This window comes from Pedobacter sp. (assembly GCF_041662865.1).
In the GTDB taxonomy this organism is placed as follows: Bacteria; Bacteroidota; Bacteroidia; order Sphingobacteriales; family Sphingobacteriaceae; genus Pedobacter.
In genome coordinates, this window is the sequence record NZ_JBAZRL010000007.1 from 1 (window position 1) to 20,895 (window position 20,895).

The following is a 20,895-nucleotide window of genomic DNA, read 5'->3' on the forward strand; positions in this document are numbered from 1 at the left end:
CATACTAATTATAGGTAATAACGGGTCTAATATCATTTCCTCCATACTAATTTATCGATAGTTTTACAGATTTCTGGCCAATAAAAATGCTCGTAAGCAAAAGACTGAAATTCTGGGGATAATTTTTCTAATAGGTGCGGATTATTGCTAATCTCTTTAAAAAGGTCAACTAAATAGTTATCATCATCTATTGGAAAAACCTTGCCATAATGATTATCATCAATTAAATCTTTTACTGCAGGCAAATCTGTTGAAATAATAAAGCAACCGAATTTTGCCGCTTCAGTTAAAACTAATGGAAATCCTTCATAGCGTGAGGTTAATGCAAAAACCTTTGCTGTAGCATAATAATTTTCAAGTACTTTTCTGTTATTAATCGGGCCAGTAAATGTAACTCTATCTCTTAAATCAGGGTTTTGTTTAAAATAATTGGTAATAAAAGGCTTGAACTCATTTTCGATAGGTCCAATAATTTCCAGCCTCCAATCCTGATTATAAATTGAAAACTTTTTGAAAGCTTTGCAAAGTATTTCTGTTGCCTTTTGTTTTGTACCAATACGACCAACTGTTAGTATCTTATTCTCTTTTTTATTGAAATTAAGCGGTTTTTGAACACCATCATCATAAAAGCCGTTAGGAACATAGTCTATTTTTCTGCCTAACTGCATGGTTAGATTGAGGTACGCAAAATAGGTCTGATTTTCTACCGATACTACATCAATTTTCCTTAATAGATACTTCGTAATTTTTGATGGTAAATAATTTAAGACCTGATCATCAGCATCGAGCTTGAGGTAAGTTTTTCTTTTGTTAAAAGAACATATTTTGACAAAAAAACACAGAATCAAGTTTATTCGGCTTAACTGGTATACTTGCAATACATCATATTCTCTCCTATTAAAAAGAAGAAAAAACAATACATCGAATAATTGATTATGAAATATCTTTTTGAGATATTCAATTTTGAGTCCTTTTACTTCTTTTTCTAAATAATAATAATCATCATTTTTATAGCACAACAATGTCGATTCGTAGTTTAATTCCTTATGCAGGATATAGGGAATCATGCCCACATCTTTAATTAGATGGACATTTGTGGCAATAGGAAAGATTGTTAAAAATCTTTTCATTTATGCTTTTTAAAAATCTTTTGATATATGTTAATTAATATTATCCGCTCTTCTAGCCTAAATAAAAACAAAGCTGCCAATAAAATAGCGGTGAGCAAAAATATATTGATAAACAGCACCATAAATGCAGAACTCAATAAGATAAAGTAATGATTAATGAAATATAGGAGTAAAATAACACTCAATAAAATTGAAATATATTTTAATGCGATTTTTACAAGCTCCTTTTTGCCGTAAGGCAATTTTGTTAACATTAAGCAGGCTGCAATAAAGTGAGATATGAATAACGAGAATGGAAAAATATATGCATTCAATCTTTTATAGAAAAACAGATTTAATAGTATCATAATTATTTGTGCAACCGAACCATATAACGCATAGTATTTCTCTTTTTTTGATGACAGTAAACCAATACCAAAAATGTAATAAAAAAATATGGCAATTGTAGACCAACTGTAATACATAGTAAGTTTACTTATTTGATGAAGAGAGGCATCTGAAATATTGCCACTTTGGTATATTATACTAATAAAAGGATACGAACATACAGTAAGTATAGTAACTACAAAAATTAGGAGTAAAAAGCCAAACTGATAAATTTGTTTTAGCTCAAACACAAAACCTTTTATATTATTTTTCATAAAATGAGATGATAATACTGGCACAAACATCGTAACGAGAATACTTAATAAGATGTTGGTCAATATGTCTGAAAATTTCCTAGAGTAATCAAGCATTGAAACAACACCGGAACCTAATAGCGTAGAAATTGTTTTTTCTATAATTAAGGCTACTTGACCAATAAAATAGGGGATGAAAAATGGCAACGAAAATAAGATAAACGGTTTTGTATCAGAAAGTTTAACCGTTTTTATATCGCTGAAAAGTCTGATCTTCTTAAGTCTGATTTGAATAATGAGCAGCATGAGCAGAAAAATCAAACTCAAATAGTAACCATAGGCTAATGATAGTATACCAATTTTTGGAGCAAGAATAATAATAAGCATTAGATTGATTATTCCTGAGATAAGTCCTGCAACTTCAGGGATATAAATAGAACGATAGGAATTTAGTACACTAATCAAAAGTTGATTAACTTGATTAAAAAGAAAACTTGGCGCCATAATCCTAATCATAAATAGCAATAATATTAATTGCTCACCTTTATAAGTAGGTGCTATAATAGTAGAAATAAGTTCTGGTTTCCATAAAATTACAATAACAAAAACTACTGTAACTACATTGGTAAATAGCAATAAGGAACTTGTTTTTTGTAATGCTTCTTTTTCGCCCTGCTCTTCTTTTATGAAAATAAATTTAGCACGAAATGTTTCATTGATTGGGCCCCAAATAGCCATATCAAATATAAGGAACACATTTATAGCAAGAAGCCAAACATCTCTTTCAATGGTAACTCCAAAATATTTAGCAGAAAAATAAAGACTTAAAACAGATATGCCAAGTCGACACCCTTTAAGAATTAATAATATACCTGCTTTTCTTCTCAATTTTTTCGAGCTATACTTTTAAACTGATTTCTGCTCCTTAAGCATCTGCATTTTTTGAAATACTTAATTGCAGATTGGTTAATAAATAATAATTTGTATCGGTTTTTGGCAAATGCCTATATGATAGCAATTTTCAGTCTTGGTTAAGTGGGGTTCGACCGAGCAACCGGCTAGATCCCTCTAAGGCAAATCTAACGCCAACAAAAACAACAACAGCAACAATTAAACTTATGATAAAGATATTGGTTGAATGAAAAGAAAATGAAATAACCAAAATATTTATGACTAACTGTATCAAAATATAAATCATTGCAACTGTATTATGCGGCATTCCTTTTTCATTAGCCAAATATTGATACAAATGACTACGATGAGGTTCTAATATAGATTCTTTTCTAAGCACCCTAAAAAATACCGTAGTAGCAGAATCAAGCCCATATATTAAGATAAATAAGATATAATTTGGATTTTCTGTCGTTTTAACCAATTTAATCATTAGCGCCACGATAATGAATGCTATACTTACACTTCCAACATCTCCGGCAAAACAACGTGCCTGTGTTCTAAAATTATAGAAAATAAATACCAAGAGTGCCAGTGCAATTGCTACCGTAAAACCAGTTGAGGCAAAGCCAAGAACTTGATCTCTTAAGTAAATGATGGTAGCTAATGTGAGTAAGCTATAACCCCCAGTAATTCCATTTATCCCGTCCATAAAATTCCAAGCATTAATAGTAGCAACTCCCAAAATCAATACTGGTAAATAAACATAAAATGGAAAATCGAACAACGAAAAATCCAGCAGCAACATGGTCATTGCTATAAATTGAAATACCAATCTAATCTGTCCATTAAGTTCGGTGATATCATCAATAAAACTTACTATACTAATGAGTAGTAGTCCTGCTAAAAACCAAGGATGAGTTGATCCGAAACAAAAATAATGAAGGAATGCTGCAATAGGAAAGATGATACCTCCGCCCCTTACAGTAACTAAAGTATGTGAACTTCTTGCATTTGGTTTATCAATGATGTTATACTTAGTAGCTATCTTGAAATAAATCGCCATCATCAAAAACAAAAAAACAAAAAATAGCAGGTAGATGTAGATCTTGTTCATTAGTTATCGTTGCACTCGTTATTATGCCTTAACATACCAAAGATAGTTATTTAATCAAGATATAGAATTCTAATCTATAAATTTGATATCAAGGACATCAAAAGAATGGAATAATTGTCGAGATCTTCGTTTCCCATCTCAAATAGTTTATGTTTTTCTAAACATATATGCCAAAGGAACATTGCTACAACTTATCCATGTTATACCTGCCTGGGATATATGATCTACAACATTACAAACTCAACTAAATCTTCTTTTTCGTTTAAAATTTTAAGGGCAATATTTTGATTGATTATACTCTTTTTTGGCGGAAGGTACTCATTGAATTCGTTTATATTAATATACTCATATTGGTAATCATTAAAGTCTCCAATGGCCACAGACTTTACGATAGGTGTAATACCAAACAAAAGATATTCCATCATTTTTGTAGGGTTAGCCACCCTATTTAACAAATGATCTGACCTTAAAATAAACCCATAATGTGCTTTGGCATAATATTGATCTATTTCATCTGAATTAACAGAATTTATTTCAATTCGATCGAGTTGAATATGATGTTTTAAAATCTTCTTTTTGAATTGCTCTACTTGACCGGTTAGAATGATAAAATGATAATTGGGAACAGTTTGATAATGATGAATAACTTTTAAGAGTTCATCAATATTTTGCCAATTTTGCAAATTGCCACTATAAATAAATACCGTTTGATTTCCTGTATCTGTATTATTAAATTTAAGAGGGATGCGATCTTGCTTAATATTCGTATAGTTTGGGTAAATCATCCTATTTTTAGTAATAAAAGGATATTTCTGCATGAAATTTTTTGCCATTGCCTTAGAAACATATATCACATGGGTAGCAAGGCGAACAGAAATCCATTCTATAAATTTGAAATAATAGAAATAAAATTTATTATTTATAACTAAGTTTTCCTCTGGCACAACACCATGAAAATCTAGGCAAATTTTCTTCTTAAAAAAGCACAATTGTATAAATGTCCAAACAGCACCATAAATAGAATGAAGAAAAATAATATCCGCAGCTTTAATTAATTTCCAGATAAGAAAAAAATGAAGTAAGGCATTCAGTTTGTATTCTTTAACATTATCGGTTGGCTCGCAAACTTGCTTACTAAGGTAGCGTCTTATATTAACATCTAAAAAAACTCTTGGAGTATGGTTAAAAAGATCATCGATATTTTTAACACGTTGAACCATTCCGTCTTTTAAAGTGTGTGTCGTTGGATAAGCGGTAAGGAATATAATTTGTTTCAAACGCAAAGAGTTTTTAGAATTTTAGCACATACACCACCTTTTCCATTAGGGTTTTCTGCATTCGTTATCGATAAATAATATATAGGATTATTCATTAACTGATTAATATAGCTTCTGGTCTTGTCCAAAAGTGATAAATACTTTCTTCATATCTTCCAAGTAATTTTTGCTAATGATAATGCATACTTTCTTCTTCTAATTGCGTACATGATTAAATAATGAACTGTCCACAATACTTTCATCGTCTTAGAAGAAATAAGACCATAACATTTACGAAAGAATAAACTTCTACTTTTTGCAAAAAACTGATACTTAAGTAAATAATTAGATTTTGATTGCTGACTTCCACCTTCGAGATGAACAATTTCTACCAAAGGTAATAAAACACATTTATATTCGTATTTCTTTAAACGAAAACATAGTTCGGTTTCCTCAAAATAAAGAAAAAAATCTTCGTCAAATAGTCCAGTTTCATTCAAAGCAGTTCTTCTTAAAAACAAGTCTGCTCCAGCTATATAATCTACTGCTATTGTTTTTTTCACAGTAGCTTTTAGTGCAGAATGCAGATGGTTATAGTAATAAGATGGATATAAATGATAAAATCCCAATGAAGAAAATGCTTCTTTTAACGTCGGGAAATTACCATAAGCCACTTGAAGTTTTCCATTTGGTAAACAAAGACTTGCACCACAACAGGCAACATTAACATTTTCTTTACACTCCATAAAAGTTAAAAAAGCACCAATTGCATCACTCTTTAAATACGTGTCTGGATTTAAAATAAAAAAATAATTTCCTTTTGCTATAGATATCCCCTGGTTATTAGCACGAGCAAAGCCAAGATTAACCGAATTAAAAATAAAGTGAATATCAGGATAAATTTCAATTAAGTTAATTGGTTTATCTACCGTTGAATTATTATCGATTACAATAATTTCATAACAACAGGTTGTATATTTAATTATTGATTCTAAGCACTGGATTAATAATTGGGTGCTGTTGAAATTAACTATAACGATACTTACTTGTATATGTTGATTACCCATTACGTTATAATTGAGATTTTGCTTACAGGTTCTAAAAAAACATAATTGAAAAACGAAGTATACGCCACCCGAACATAAGGTTTTTTAATAAGTTAATAAACTTTAGGGTATTTTTTTATCAATGAAGAAAAAACGTTTGTCTCCTAACTAGTTAAAAATATAAACTAATTCACTTCAAATATTTCTTCAATCCAACCATTTATACTATATTTTTTTAACATATCATCGCCAACAGACTTAAACGCTGTATTAAAAAAAGCAATTGGCACATTGGGATCATTCCTATCTAGAATTAAAAAATTAGTTGGGTTATAAAAATCATATCGAACAATGTCTTTATTAGTTGTAATGAGTTTTTTTTGAGCTCCTAATGTTTCTAAAGTCCTCATTGTTAAACCAACTTGCTCTGGATGATTAATGTCTAGTACAACCTTAGTATGGTGAACCATTTCTGCAGTTTCATCAAGAGAAAGTGAAGTAAATGATATATCTTCTATTTTAACACTCTTGAAGTTCTTCTCAATTATTTTTTTAGCCCAATAAAGTTTTTGACTACTAAGAAAAAAATACGTCTTAAATCGAAGTTTATGCGGCAATGTTCGCATCAAGTTCTTTACAAAGATATACCTGTCGCTATGTGCTGTAGCAATAAAAAGTAGGTCATAAAGAATTTTGGCCTCTTTTGCCTTATAATTGTTACTATAAAATAAAGGTCTAAACTTTAAATTATATTTTTCAGCGTCAATGGGATCAAAAGTAATCGTTCGATCAACTTCAGGCAACAATTCTAACGCTCCTTTATTCTTAAAAGAATCCCACATGTAAAGTATAACTTCTGCTTTCGGAAAGGAGCTTTTAAGGTTAGTTAAAATTGGCACTGTTAAGGTTTCTGGACTGATGATAAAAATATAATCAAACTCCTTTTTTTCCTTGATTAAATGTTTCAGAATATTCGAATAATAATTGATGATCTTTCTTTTAACAACTTTTTTATTCAAGCGGATGAGCACTTTTGTTAAAAATGTATTTGATGGACGTTCATCACACCAAGTTACATGAGCTCCCATGCGTTTTAGTGCATTCTGAATTTCTACTTCATATGAAAAAAAACTTGGTGATAAAAATAAAATATTCTTCTTATCTAATGATGCCATACTATTTATATAGGCCTCTAGCCCTCATTTCGTCAATTGATTTACCATAATTGTCGGTTTCAACTTCTTGGTCATTTACCCATTTAGTAAATTCATTAATGCCTTGCTCGAAGCTAAATTTAGGTTGAAACCCCAGTATACTTTTTATTTTCGTTAAATCAGCATAATTATGACGGATATCTCCTAGCCTATAATTACCACTAATTTTAATAGGCACTTCAACTCCATAATTTTTAATCAGCGTTTTTGCAACCTTCATTACATCAGTAGCTACACCTGTACCAACATTAAAAACTTCCCCATTTGCTCTATCGCTCTCTATACCTAAAATAGTGGCATCTACAACATCATCTATGTAAACAAAATCACGGGTTTCTTTCCCATCTTCAAATATATTTATTCCATTTCCATTTTTAATTTGGGTTGAAAATATAGATAGGATACCAGTGTATGGATTTTTTAAAGACTGCCCTGGCCCATAAACATTTTGGTAACGAAATGCTACTGGTGCGATACCTAGTGTCGGGCAAACAGTCATAATCATTTGCTCTTGATTTTGTTTCGTAATACCATATACTGACGATGGATGTATTTTAGATTCTTCATCGGTAGCCATCAGTTCAAGTACGGTTTCACAACCTGGGTATTTAACCTCAAAATCTCCTTTATCCATCATTTCAGAAACCCGATGTTTAGGATAAACAATACCCTTTTCGACACTTTTATATTTACCTTCTCCATAAATGGAGCGAGAGGAAGCGATAATAACTTTTTTAACTTGATGTGGTTGATTTGCCAACAAGTCTAGTAAAATAGCTGTACCATTGATATTCACATCTACATATTTTTGAATTTCATACATAGATTGTCCAGTACCAGTTTCAGCAGCATAGTGTACTACAATATCCTGATTAACAACTGCCTTTCCCCAATCTTGTTTTGAGGTTACTGTTCCTTTAATGAATTTTACTTTATCTTTAATACTATTGTACAATGGCGAAGTTTTTTCAGCATTATCGCCATGAATTTGTGGAGATAGTGAATCTAATACAGTAATTGAATGACCCTTATTGATCAATTTTAAAGCTAAGTTGCTACCTATAAATCCAGCGCCTCCAGTTATTAGTATATTCATTTTTTATATTTTGCTTTTAGTTTCTGAACTCTCCATCTGGAGTTGTTTTTTCCCACATTTCAGTAATAGGATTATATCTTTTAATAATTTTAGCCGGAATACCAACTATAACACAGTAATCTGGAAATTCGCCCCTTACAACGGCATTGGCTCCAACAATGCATTGCTTACCTAATATTGTGCCAGCTTGAATACATGCACCAATGCCTATATAGCAATTTTCACCTATCGTTGTTTCTTTAATTAAATATTTCTGTTTTAAAATATGCTTACCTATCTCTTGATAATCATGATCTATATTAGTAATAAAAACATTAGCCAATATAGTTGTGGCTCTACCAATAACTAGATTAGATGCAGAAGTGATATGTACATTTTGAGCTATGGCAACATCATCATCAATTTGTATTTTTGAATCTTTACCATGAACCTCCATCCTCACTTGTGGAAATATTCTAACATTTTTCCCTAAAAATATTTTATTTATACCTTTAAGCAATAAGGGTTTTCCTATATATGATGGAAACTTGATTTTGCCGAAAAAAGGAGAATAAAGTAATGTTATAATTGACCAATAAACTCTATAAATCATAAGTTAATTTCTTTTCAGCAATCGATAAAGCCCCAAATATAGTAACTGAAGTCTATCAAAAATTCTTTTATTTATTTTTTGAGCAGATTTTTCAGTAGTAGTAGATACATTTAAGTTGTGTCTTCGGTAAAGCATACAAGGTGTCTCTATAAATATTACATTAAACCTAAGATCTGCTAAAAACCCTATCCACCAATCATGAAACAAATTTAAAGATGCTGGTATGGGAAGAACGATATTCAGTAGTTTTCTATTAAATGCTAGGCAACAGCCAAGATAAGAGCTACGATAAAAGTTTTTTAAAAACCCTTTTTTTGAGTTTGCAATTTCGAAATATGAAGGGGAAATAATAGTTAAATTTTCGTCGACAACACTACAATTAGTTACAACCAAATCATTTTCAATTAAAGCTTCTAAACTAATTTCTACTTTCTGAGACAACCATACATCATCTTGATCAGACAGAAAAATATAATCTCCTTTGCAATTTTTCATTGCATTTTCAAAATTCCCAACAATTCCTTTTCTTTCATTGTTAGTAAAGATATGTATTCTTGGGTCGGCGTAACCCCTAATTATCGGTAAAGTTTGATCTGAAGATCCATCGTCAGAAACAATAATTTCATCATCTGGCCCAAGCTGATTTAAAATTGAATCAAGTTGTTCTACAATATATTTCTCCCCATTAAAGGTTGCAAGGCACACTGAAATCATCTCTGTTTTTTTTTTGTATTTCCAAGAGTCTAGAAAAGACGACAATAGTAATTAATATTATTGATAGACCTATTGGATTGTTCATGTAAGGGTTTGTAGTTGATTGTAAAATAACAAAAGCAACACTTAATAAAAATGGAAGTGCAATTATTCTATATCTTTTTTCTTTTATGTTAAAATACATCAAAAAAATATAAAAGAACATTGCCAGCCAACAACTTACACCTATAATTCCCTGTTTATGAAAAATCTCCAAAAAAGAAATCTCCATTCCATTCTCTCGAATGGGTACTCCAATTCCCAAGCCATGCCCTATAAAAAAACTAAGTGGGGTCACACTATCTAAAACCTGTTCAATTTGTATGTATCTAATTGCATTAGATTTAGACTTATCACCAAATGATGAAGTGATATAAGGGCTTACTATTACCATTGCAGCTATCCCTATAAAAAAAACTAAATATTTGGCATATACTTTTTTATTAATAAAAAAAACATAGTACAAAGTTATGACTAAAGTAAATAATATAAACCCTCTGGTTAGCGTGAGTAGGATACTGAAAAATAACAATATCATCGCTAATTTTTTATACTTGTTATCACTTAACAAGAAAAAGAAAAACCCAATACATAAATAGATAAACCCTTTATAGAAGAACAATAGTTCATTTCTAAACATAACTTCTCCAATAGCATTTTGTTTAGTATAAAACGCCATAAAATTTATTTTACCTAACAACAAAAGAGCTAAAATTGTAATATAAATTAAGGCCATGAGTATAGCCCCTGTTTTAATTATAGTAGAAATTTTCCTAATATCATTAATATCCTTAATGGTAAGTGAAAAAAACAACAACATATAGAAAAAAATTAAGGGCTTAATTTCTTCCAAAATCTTACCGATTGGAGCGTTATTTATAAAACCCACTACACTGCTAAATAATGTGAGAAAAGTTAAAATAGCAATAATAACGACAATATCTTTTCGTATAACTCCTTTAATAAATACAAATATTGTAGATATAGACATTACAACTAAAAATGAAACCATTCTAAAAGTTAATGATCCAATTTCTAAATAATGTCCACCTCCTCCCATTACAAGTTCATAAACTATAGGAACAAGTAGTAGCTGAAGTATATACAGAAGATTGTAATTTTCCTTTTTTAGCATTTTTTATTCCTTAAGAATCTTATCTTACTCTAAGAATATGTTTTATAGTTGATTTATAATATGCTTTGTTTGTAAATCCCAATTGTTTCAATGCTCTAAAACAAAGTCTAAGCTTAAATAAAGCTAAATTTAACAGTCCCTCTTCTTTGTTTAGCAGATATTCGGCTTCTATCATCTTTTTATACCTGTTGAATGGTACTTTATCTTCAAAATTACCTAAAACTGATAAATCCTGATAGATAGTATTATTCATTAAAAAGACCTCTTTTTTATTTGCATAAATTTTCCCAAAATACCAATGATCAAGCATATCTAGTGTATACTGTTTATCAAAGCCTGAGATAGTATTCATAAATGCAACACTTAATATAGTACCTGAGTTGATGCCAGTTATTTTATACTTAATTATTCCACTATCCAAATTTTTCGGCCTTAATAGTCCGCCCAAATAAATAATTGCAGGGGAAATAACTTGAGCATCAATCAAAGAAACCACTTTTGGAATAACAGCAACAATAGAATCGGGCAGTTTCTCTATTGTTTTAATTTCATCTAAATATTCTTTAGTAAAAGTTGTGTCTTGGTCTAAGAGCATTAACCATTTACAATGAGTTTCTGTTGCAAAATTAAGCGCTAAATTATATGCTGTGCTTAATCCAGGATTACTACAATCATGATAATAATTAACATTAAAATGATGGTATTGGAAATTATTAAGCTCATATTGTCTACTTGGACTATTATCAAAAACCATTAAATTAACATTACTTTCTAGCCCATCATTTAAAGATTGTATCGCTTTTGATTCTGCCAAACTCGTTTTATACAGTACTATAACAATATATATATTCTTTAAATTCATATTAAAGAATATTACAATTTGCTTTGTTACAAGTCCTGAAGTTCATATTGAAAGTAATCAAATTGATTTTATAAACGACCAACGGATCTTTTATCAGGCAGATAGGATAAGTTAAAAGCTGCATGCTATTTATCTAAAATTTTTAAATATTCTAGTGCGAATTTTTGTGTTCTATCATCTAAACTTTTTTGCAAATAAACTAAATCGAACTGCTCATCTTGTTGATTCTCTTCTAAGATATCTTTCATTTTTTCTGCTAATTCTAATTCATTATTTGGATCAAAATAAACTGCATTGGGAGGATTTTGTTCCAAATGTACATCTATATTGGATAGTAGCATTTTTTTGCCCATGGTTCTTGCCTCTTCCACGGTAGAGCTCCAGCCTTCAAAAAAAGATGGGTTGATGATGCATTTTGCTAAAATCATTAAATTGATCACATCATTATAAGGGATTAATCCTAAAAAGAGAATATTATTAGTTAATCCATTACTTTCAACCATATTTCGCAGATTAGTAATGTGACTATTATCATTTCTAAAGTCTTTCATATGACCAGAAGTGATTAACAGTGGATCATAACCTTGATCTTTCAGTATTTTAATTGCTTTAAAAACTGATATATGATTTTTATGTGTCCAAAATTGATTTGGTAAGTAAAAGAAATCTTTAGTTATGTTATATCGATTGTAAATATCAATTTTTTCAGTTTTTAGGAGTGAAGTTTTAATTCCTTGTGTGGGTTGTGACACGAAATTCAGCACTTCAACTTTTTCGGAAAACTGAGCATATACTTCCATATAATCACTTAAAGCCGACTTACTGCTTAATATAATACTATCACTTTTTTCGATTAATCTTTTATGCAATGAAGTAGTATAATGATACTGTTTTTTTGTAGATAAGTGGGGATAATGCAAATATTGAAAATCTGGAATCCAATTAATGGTTTTAATGTCTTTAAAAGGGTAAACGTAATTAGAATGTGAAATATAATCTATTCTATGCTTCCTTAATAAGGAATAAACTAAAGGATCAAAATTAAAGTATTTTTCTCCAACTTTACTTACCATCCAAGGTAGGGTTTTACGTTGAAGGATTTTAGTTTTTACAAGTTTTGTATATGGGGAGAAAGAATCAACATACTCATTTGCTAAATCTGATGGCACAAAAAGTATGATTTGAACCTCTTCGCTATGATATTTATGAATAGCGTAAAAAAGATTTTTAAAATAATTTATTCCTCCTTTATACTCAACAGGAAAGTTTAATAAAAAACCTATATTTTTCAATTCGTTAAGGTATTAAAATAGTCAACATATCTTTTTAAGCCCGCTTTAATATCAACTTTTGGTTGCCAACCAAGTGCTGATGCTTTGCTTACTTCTGCCCAAAAGTGAATGGGGTCACCTTCTTTAGTGGAACCATTAAAAATTACATTTAATGGTTTATTAAAATGCTTACAAAGTTCATGGATCACATGTTTAATCTCAATACTTGTTCCTGAACCTCCGTTTATGATTTGAAACCCATCTAATTGAATTGCAAATGAATAAAGAAGTGCTGCTGCATCAGATACATGAATCCAATCTCGCGTTTCTTTACCAGTTCCGAAAAATGTGACATCGCCAGAGGAGTTTTGTATTTTTTTGCAAGCATCATACAGCAGCTGCTTTTGTAAACCTTCACCATAAATAGAAAAATACCTAACAATCCCTACACTAATATTAAAATTTTTATAATAGGAATAGCACAGCTCTTCTGCAATTTTCTTGTGAAATCCATATGGAGAAACAGGCATGGAAACCATATCTTCCTTTATGGCTACCTTACCTAAATCACCCTGTACGGCGGGGCTAGATGGATAAATAAATTTACAGGTAGGATTTCTAAGTCGGATAAACTCTAGCAGCGATAACGTGCTTTGTACGCTTTTCTGGAAATCTTCGTAAGGATTATCATGTGAGAATGCTACAGAGCCGCTTCCCCCACAATGAACAATTAAATCGAATTCTCTATTGATATTAATAAGGGCTTCGAAAGTAATTGTGGTTTCGTGCCACTGATCTATTCCCCACTTGCTAAATTCTTCAACATACCATTTCCCATGACCTATTCCTACAACGTGATTTCCGGCAGCTTTATATTCTTTAGCTACATTTCTTCCTAAAAAGCCATAAGCACCGGTTATTAATATATTCATATTAAATTTTACTAATTAAAATAAAGGTAAGAAAAATGGAATAACTGTATTATTAAAATATTATTCTATAGATGTCCGGCTTTTGATGATCCAGAATGGAACCCTAAGTTTACATCACCATTATTGCTTTTTAAATAAGATAAATAGTCATCTTCATTTTCGAATTTAGGAGCATCAGAAGTCTCTACAATCCACTTTTTTAAGCTAAAATTATAAGTTTTTATAATTTTAGCAGGATTACCTACAACCATACTAAAAGGAGGTATATCTTTAGTTATAACTGTATTAGCACCTACAATCGAGCCGTAACCAATTCTAACATTTCCTATTACACTTACATTATGACCAAGCCAACAATTTGTTTCAATAAATATTGCTTTTTCATAACTATTTCCTGATAAAGCATAAGGTATCAACGGATTATCAAATATATGATCACTGCATATAAAAGAACACTTATTGCCAAAAATACAATAATCACTAATGTTAATTGATTTCCCCACAGAAAAAAAATTATCTCTTCCGACGTATACATTTCTTCCAATTGTTAGTTGAACGCTTTTATCAAAACGATTATTGATTGTAAACAGAGTGTTCTCCCCAATTGTGCAGTTATCTTTTATCAATATATTATCCACCCCAAGAATTTGAACTCCAGACCCCATAAAAATTTTAGAGGATATATTTTTATTAAAATAAAATCGTAATTGATTTTTATATTTTAACAAAAACAGTTTTAGTCTTCTCATTTTAATTTTTTTTGATCCATAGAGGCGTTTTAGAATCCCAATCTTCTAATACATGTATTGCTTCATAACACATTTCGACGCCCTGAATAGTTTCTTTCCTTTTATTAAAAAACAGATATTTTTTAATTTTTTGACTGTCTAAGGTCATTACAACTTGTTTCGAATATAAATATTGCAAACTAATGGCGCTTGTTGAAAAAATAGGAAATATTTTGCATGAATTTAAAAGAATAGTCCAAAGTTCTATTGGAATAAAACTAAATTGTTTATCAGTTATTATTTCAACCTCAAAGAACGGATTTAATTTTTCTTTTAATTGAATTAAAACCATATCAGAACATCTTGGGTGATTTTTCAAAATTACTCGTTCACCTGGTTTAGCGGACTCTAAAATAATTTCTTCATATAAATCAACTTCATTTTCAAGCGTACAAAAACCAGAATTAAATAAATTGCTTAAAAGATATACATTACACTTTGCATCAGATTTGGCAATTAATTCTTCACAATAAATATCAAGTTCTGTCAATCTATTTGAAATATCTTCAAATATCTTCTTAACAAATTTTTTTTCTGGAATAATTATTTTTTTTTCTTTCAAATAGTTTATATTCCAAATTAAAGGCATAGTAAGAACTGATAAATCAAAAGCAAAGCGTTTTGAAAAATGCCTAAAAAAAATTTTTTTTAATGAACTTTTTGAAAATTGAATAGGTTTTTTAAAAAAAGATAATTCTTCTTCTTTTTCATTTCCAACCAATCCGAAAGAATCCCCATATTCGATTTTAAAAGCTCCAGCATAAGCATTCGGGATTAGCTTCGTACCAAAACTACCAAAATCTCTAGCTACAAAAAGGTAATCGAAAATGATTCTTCAATTTTTGATTTTAACAAATCAACGCACTTGCCATAATTATGATGGGAAATATTTTGCATTTCTAATTGATTTATAAAAATAATTTTAAAAAAACTAAACGTTGAAGACATTTTTCTAATGGTATCTTGGAACAAAAACTCATTACCAGTCGGAACACTAGTATCATATATTAATAAAGTAACTTCGTTGCTTTTTGTTTTTCCCAATTTCTCACACCAAAGAAAAGCAATATATGCCGCTAAAAATTGTGTTGGCCCTTGTACGGCAATAAGACACTTTGTTTTTTTTTCTATGGTATTAAACATCGCTTCTCTTAAATTTAAATAGAAATTTGCCTAAAATATTTCTTATAAAATCCTGATTTAGGTTGTAAAATTTAGGAATTAAAAATAGTGATGCCAAAAATAGACCGAATTTTATCATAATGATAGGAATAGACAATTTTACATTGTTAAAAAAGTAAATGGCTCCAATTGATAAAAAAGCAAAATACAGAATGGAAATGATATCAAATTTAATAAAGCGAACTTTCATATCCATACCTTTAATAATTATAAGATTCATAACTAAATACGCGACTGCAGTCGCGAAGGCAGCAGAATATATCCCATAGACAGGAATTAACAATAAGTTAAATAAGATGCTTACAACACCACCAAAAATTGTTGCATAACTACTTACCTTAGTTTTATTTTCTGCAATTATGATTGAACCTAGTATTGCATTTTGACCTGTCGCAATTACACCGACCAATATAATTGGTATTAAAATATACCCACTTACAAAGCCTCCTTTTGTCATTATTAATAACATTTCTTTAGCGAATAAGGATAATCCAATAGCAATTAAAAAGATAACAGTCATAAATAAACCGTGTAATTTTTCTATAAATACTATGAAATTTTCCTTTCCATATTCTCTATATATTTCTGGCTCGAACGAGCGATATCCTCCCTGAATTATGATAGATAAGCTAAATGCAATTGTATAGGCAACAGAATACACCCCAATATCAGACAACGAAACGTATCGTTCTAAAATAATTCTATCCGACATGCTCATTAATAGAAAACCTATAGAACCAGGGATTAGAGGTAATGAAAATTTTAATGCCTTTTTAGCTAATTTAAAATTAATATTAAGTTTAGCATGGCGCAGTACGATAAAAATATAAACTATTGCAAACCCCCCATTTACAAATAGTCTACCATAAAAATTACCTAAAATTCCCCATTTAAAATGGACAATCAAAACGTAAGTCACTACAAATAACAATATAGCTCTAAGAGAATTAGTAACAACATAAAAAATAGCTTTTTCTTTTACCCTAAAGATGATTAATGGCACAATAGAAAAAACTTCAAAAAAGTTATTTAAAATAGAAAGTGAAAAATAAGGGAAAAATGAAATTTTAAGTTGCGCATATTTTACAATTAATGGTCCTAAAGTAAATGATACTATTAATAAAAAAAGGTTAAATAGTAATGTCACTGTAAATACATTGCCGATTAGCTTTTCCCTTTCCATTTGGCTTTCTGTATTAAAGTACTCTCTTAATAGATAAGTATTTAAAGCCAAAGAAGCAATGACTAAGAGAAAAAACATAACAGAATTAGTATAACTTATAATACCATAATCACTTGTTGTGAGATATGAAGTAAATACGGGTAGTAGTAGGAAGCTTATTATCTTTGGAAAAATTTCGCCTATAGAATAGATGAAAGTATTTTTCAGCAAATTCTTTTTACTCATAAGTATCTGAATGCTCTATCGCCTTTATAAGCTTAATCACTTTAGCTGGATTACCTATTACAACAACTCTATCTGGCACAGATTTGGTTACAATTGTACCTGCTCCAACAACACTGTTTTCTCCAATAGTAACTCCAGGTAAAATAATAGCGTTAGCGCCAATCCAACAGCCTTTCTTTAATATAACTTGTTTAGCATTATAATAATCCTGATTTATTATTGGCATGTTATGGTTGTGAAAGCAATGGTTCTCAATGTATAAATGAATTCTAGACTCAAGCATGACATCATCTTCTATAATGATAGACGATTTTAGTGTTTTTGTTTCAACATGTAACATAGTTGCTGGCCTTATAACAACTCGATGCCTGATCGAAATTTCAGAACAACCAACTACATAAGCACCAAGGCGAGAATCTGAAGAATTTGGGAAAGAATGAAACTTTTTAGTGCAAGGTTTTAACATGGTATTTTTAAAAAAGATCTTCCAATAAGTTCCTAAAATATCCGGGCCAATACGATCAGTATTAGCCCAGAATTTAATTTTATCATGAAGCTCCCTAAATAACATATTTTAAATTAATCATCCAAGCCTTTGCCTGCCACATTGTGCCTCAGTTTCCATTCACCATTTGCATCTTTATCCCAAAGATGTGGAGATCTAAATTTATCACATAATTCATGAAAGTGCTCAGGGGTCATTCCAATGTATTCCATCACATCATTAAAGTAACGATCAGGGAATTCACCATCAAAACGATTTACTAAGGCTACCCCTTCTTCACGGGTTAAGTGTTTGTTTCTAATCTCTTGAGATGCATCATAAGTAGCTCTACCTATGCCAAATTTGATAAAGGTGGTATAAAAATGTAAATCATCAATTTTATCATCTATACCACTGTACTTACTATAAGTTCCTTGTGTTCTAAAGGGCCTTGCTTTAAAACCAGTATTTTCTACTGCATAATAATAAACTTCTTGAGGTGTCCATTTTAAATAATAACCTAAATAGTGCACCTCGATATTTGCACGTTCTAGTTCCTCAGCTTTTGGGGGTAAAAATGCCATAATATCCGATAACCTCACGTCATATTTTTCCATTAACTCTGGAACTGATACACCTGCTAGATATATTTCGTTTAGGTGATCAAAACTATAATATGATTTATCTCTCAACGATGTCATATTATCGGCTATGGGATTGCCGTATTCGGCTTCATTTTCTCCGTAGAAAATCAAATTGATACCTTGCGATGCTGCAATTTTTGGAGCTAAGTTTTTTTGCCCAAGAATAAAAGTCTGGAAAGGGTGTAAAAGGTTTTCAATAGAAAGTTTGGTTAAAAGCTTCATTACCTTTCCATTTCTATAAAAGGATATATTATCAAATCCACTATCTAGCCAATTTTTCCAATTCTTTAATCCATAATCTGTATAAAGTATTGGTGGCCAAGTTACGGTAAGTGGATTCATTCCATATTTATATTTCAATACATGTGCTTGATAAGCACTATCCTTTCCTCCACTTCCCGGCACCAAACAGTCGTATGAGCCATCGGTTTTTCTATGTTTATCAAGTAGTTTTATGAGTTCTTCCTCACGCATACCCCAATTAATGCTGTCTTTGATTACAGCTGTTCTACAAGCATCACACACGCCATCCTCATCAAACTGCATGGTTACTTTTTTACTATCTTTTGTATGCTTAAATTCTACGGTTGAAGCAGGTCTTTGATTTGACATTATACATTTTGTGCAGAACTTTACCTCTTCAGGCAAACCGTAATATGCTTCTAATTTTTTATCTGACATTATATTAAATTATTAAGATCAGCCCAATTTTTATAAATTGAGATGCCTTTTTGTGCACTTTTCTCTGGATGAAATTGGGTAGCAAAAATATTATCTTTTAAAATTCCAGAACAATAATCAAGCCCTTCGTAATTAGTCTTGGTCAAGATACAAGTTTCTTCTGCTGGATCAACATAATAAGAATGAACAAAATACATGAATTCATTCTCTGAAATTTCATTTAATGCTGTATTTTCCCAAGCTTGTTCATAGGAATAAATTTTATTCCAAGCAATTTGAGGAACCTTTATTTTTTTATTATCTACTTCTGAAGGAAATTTTTTTATTGTTCCATTTATTAAGTTAAGTCCTTCTCCTGATCCAAATTCTTCACTTTTACTGAATAATAACTGTAAGCCTAAACACACTCCAAATATAGGCTTCCCTCTATTCACATTATTCTTTATTGCATCAATAAGATCAAAGACCTCCAAATTATGCATTGCTTCTATAAAAGCACCTACTCCTGGCAATATTAAAGCATCAGCATTATCAATATCTCTTTTATTGGTACTGATTTCAGCATTCATGCCAACGGTATCGCAAGCCTGTTTTACGCTAAATAAATTTCCAAGATTATAGTCTATTATAACAACTTTTTTCTGCATCTGAATTATATTCTACATTCAATATTATTTTCTACTAAATGAAACTTAATATCTTTTATGGTAGTTGGCTCAAAAGTATGAAAATTTCTTTTTTGTTTTAGGAATTCTGTATTACCTTCTTCTTTAGATCTTTCAGACTCGTTATCTCTTATAAATTGGTAGTGCAATAATGACCCCAAGGCTACTGCATCTGCATTAGCATTATTAAAAACGCTTGGAATATGCTCTTTTCTGCCAGCACCACCATGCGCAATAACAGGAACGGAAACTAAAGAGCTCACCTTTTGGATTAATTCTAGATCAAATCCTTCACCAGTCCCTTCTTTATCAACTGAGGTAATAACAAGTTCGCCTACACGCATGTCGTCCAATTTTTGAGCCCATTCCAAAACATCAACACCGGTATATTCCCTTCCGTTATCAGTATAGGCTAAATATTTGCCATTACTCTCTTTAATTGCCTCTATAGCTACCACGATTGTAGATGAGCCAAACATTCTTGTTGCATCTTTAATTAATTGATTGTTATTAATTGCTGCTGTATTTAAACAAACTTTATCTGCACCTGCCCTAAGCACTTCTTTGATATCAGAAATAGATCTTAACCCTCCTCCAACCGTGATTGGTATAAATATGCTTTTAGCAGTTTCAGAAATGATATCGTGTAAGCTATTACGTTCATATAAAGATGCAACTACATCCATGAACATTACTTCATCTGCACCTTGCTCATAATAGTATTTTGCAAAATCTGCAGGTCTTCCCAAAACCCTTAACCCTTCTAGGTGAATTCCCTTAACTAGGTTAGGACCTTTAACATCAAGTCTTGGTATTATTCTAACTGTTTTCATTATTTATATAACCTTCTCTTATAATAGTTTCACAAATTGCCCAATCTAATTGGGTATCTATATCTACAGAATGGATGTCATCCATTTCATATTTTCTTATTTTCTTAAGCTTATGTAAAGGGTTTACTTTTAAAGATTCAACATTAATTAAATATAAAGATCCATTATAAGCATATACAGTTGGAGCAGCCTGTCGATTTTCTGTATAGCCTGACTTTGACTTCTGTAAATATCCATGTTCATCTTCTTCAAACAGATTAAAATATGGATTTTGATGAGATTTTGTTACCGATAC

General features: G+C 30.5%; 21 protein-coding genes and 1 pseudogene. All 22 read right to left on the bottom strand.

All coding sequences use genetic code 11. The features are described 5' to 3' along the window. Positions 1-32: 32 nt before the first annotated feature. Entirely contained in the window at positions 33-1,130 is a 1,098-nt protein-coding gene (locus WC622_RS03910) for a glycosyltransferase (RefSeq protein ID WP_372817490.1), read from the bottom strand. After that, positions 1,127-2,638 (bottom strand): lipid II flippase MurJ, encoded by a 1,512-nt coding sequence (locus WC622_RS03915; RefSeq protein WP_372817492.1) that lies wholly within the window; start codon positions 2,636-2,638, stop codon positions 1,127-1,129. Before WC622_RS03915 ends, WC622_RS03910 begins: the two co-directional genes overlap by 4 nt. A gap of 133 nt (positions 2,639-2,771) precedes the next feature. Further along, the gene (locus tag WC622_RS03920; protein WP_372817494.1) at positions 2,772-3,758 is read right to left on the bottom strand and encodes a glycosyltransferase family 4 protein; all 987 of its coding nucleotides are present in this window, start codon (positions 3,756-3,758) and stop codon (positions 2,772-2,774) included. Between the two features lie 224 nt (positions 3,759-3,982). After that, positions 3,983-5,035: a glycosyltransferase gene (locus tag WC622_RS03925; protein WP_372817496.1), complete on the bottom strand. Its 1,053-nt coding sequence runs from the start codon at positions 5,033-5,035 to the stop codon at positions 3,983-3,985. A 146-nt stretch (positions 5,036-5,181) separates the two neighbouring features. Beyond that, positions 5,182-6,081 carry a glycosyltransferase family 2 protein gene (locus WC622_RS03930; protein WP_372817498.1) on the bottom strand — a complete coding sequence of 300 codons (900 nt, stop codon included), beginning with the start codon at positions 6,079-6,081 and terminating at the stop codon, positions 5,182-5,184. 164 nt (positions 6,082-6,245) lie between these two features. Then, positions 6,246-7,235, bottom strand: a complete 990-nt coding sequence (locus WC622_RS03935) for a hypothetical protein (RefSeq protein WP_372817500.1) — start codon at positions 7,233-7,235, stop codon at positions 6,246-6,248. A 1-nt stretch (position 7,236) separates the two neighbouring features. Further along, positions 7,237-8,370 carry an NAD-dependent epimerase/dehydratase family protein gene (locus WC622_RS03940; RefSeq protein ID WP_372817502.1) on the bottom strand — a complete coding sequence of 378 codons (1,134 nt, stop codon included), beginning with the start codon at positions 8,368-8,370 and terminating at the stop codon, positions 7,237-7,239. Between the two features lie 16 nt (positions 8,371-8,386). Next, entirely contained in the window at positions 8,387-8,962 is a 576-nt protein-coding gene (locus WC622_RS03945; protein ID WP_372817504.1) for a DapH/DapD/GlmU-related protein, read from the bottom strand. 3 nt (positions 8,963-8,965) lie between these two features. Beyond that, positions 8,966-9,676 carry a glycosyltransferase family 2 protein gene (locus WC622_RS03950; RefSeq protein WP_372817506.1) on the bottom strand — a complete coding sequence of 237 codons (711 nt, stop codon included), beginning with the start codon at positions 9,674-9,676 and terminating at the stop codon, positions 8,966-8,968. After that, entirely contained in the window at positions 9,648-10,850 is a 1,203-nt protein-coding gene (locus tag WC622_RS03955) for a hypothetical protein (protein WP_372817508.1), read from the bottom strand. Before WC622_RS03955 ends, WC622_RS03950 begins: the two co-directional genes overlap by 29 nt. Before the next feature lie 19 nt (positions 10,851-10,869). Beyond that, complete coding sequence (locus WC622_RS03960; RefSeq protein WP_372817510.1) at positions 10,870-11,664, bottom strand: glycosyltransferase; 795 nt, start codon at positions 11,662-11,664, stop codon at positions 10,870-10,872. A 173-nt stretch (positions 11,665-11,837) separates the two neighbouring features. Further along, on the bottom strand, positions 11,838-13,004 hold the full coding sequence (locus WC622_RS03965) for a glycosyltransferase family 4 protein (RefSeq protein ID WP_372817512.1): 1,167 nt from the start codon (positions 13,002-13,004) through the stop codon (positions 11,838-11,840). Beyond that, on the bottom strand, positions 13,001-13,915 hold the full coding sequence (locus WC622_RS03970) for an NAD-dependent epimerase/dehydratase family protein (RefSeq protein ID WP_372817514.1): 915 nt from the start codon (positions 13,913-13,915) through the stop codon (positions 13,001-13,003). Before WC622_RS03970 ends, WC622_RS03965 begins: the two co-directional genes overlap by 4 nt. A gap of 65 nt (positions 13,916-13,980) precedes the next feature. Then, positions 13,981-14,664 carry a hypothetical protein gene (locus WC622_RS03975; protein WP_372817516.1) on the bottom strand — a complete coding sequence of 228 codons (684 nt, stop codon included), beginning with the start codon at positions 14,662-14,664 and terminating at the stop codon, positions 13,981-13,983. A 1-nt stretch (position 14,665) separates the two neighbouring features. After that, complete coding sequence (locus WC622_RS03980; RefSeq protein WP_372817518.1) at positions 14,666-15,424, bottom strand: polysialyltransferase family glycosyltransferase; 759 nt, start codon at positions 15,422-15,424, stop codon at positions 14,666-14,668. Between the two features lie 86 nt (positions 15,425-15,510). Then, the gene (locus WC622_RS03985; RefSeq protein ID WP_372817520.1) at positions 15,511-15,846 is read right to left on the bottom strand and encodes a hypothetical protein; all 336 of its coding nucleotides are present in this window, start codon (positions 15,844-15,846) and stop codon (positions 15,511-15,513) included. Further along, entirely contained in the window at positions 15,839-17,293 is a 1,455-nt protein-coding gene (locus WC622_RS03990; RefSeq protein ID WP_372817522.1) for a flippase, read from the bottom strand. The genes WC622_RS03985 and WC622_RS03990 overlap by 8 nt, the downstream gene beginning before the upstream one ends. Beyond that, positions 17,286-17,864 (bottom strand): DapH/DapD/GlmU-related protein, encoded by a 579-nt coding sequence (locus tag WC622_RS03995; protein WP_372817524.1) that lies wholly within the window; start codon positions 17,862-17,864, stop codon positions 17,286-17,288. Before WC622_RS03995 ends, WC622_RS03990 begins: the two co-directional genes overlap by 8 nt. Before the next feature lie 8 nt (positions 17,865-17,872). Continuing rightward, positions 17,873-19,102, bottom strand: coding sequence for an N-acetyl sugar amidotransferase (locus tag WC622_RS04000; RefSeq protein WP_372817526.1), 1,230 nt, complete (start codon positions 19,100-19,102; stop codon positions 17,873-17,875). Further along, positions 19,102-19,749 (bottom strand): imidazole glycerol phosphate synthase subunit HisH, encoded by a 648-nt coding sequence (gene hisH / locus WC622_RS04005; RefSeq protein ID WP_372817528.1) that lies wholly within the window; start codon positions 19,747-19,749, stop codon positions 19,102-19,104. The genes WC622_RS04000 and hisH overlap by 1 nt, the downstream gene beginning before the upstream one ends. Before the next feature lie 5 nt (positions 19,750-19,754). Then, positions 19,755-20,600 carry an imidazole glycerol phosphate synthase subunit HisF gene (gene hisF, locus WC622_RS04010; protein WP_372817530.1) on the bottom strand — a complete coding sequence of 282 codons (846 nt, stop codon included), beginning with the start codon at positions 20,598-20,600 and terminating at the stop codon, positions 19,755-19,757. Continuing rightward, positions 20,587-20,895: pseudogene (locus WC622_RS04015) on the bottom strand (acylneuraminate cytidylyltransferase family protein); the annotation flags it as partial. The pseudogene WC622_RS04015 and the gene hisF, both read right to left, overlap by 14 nt.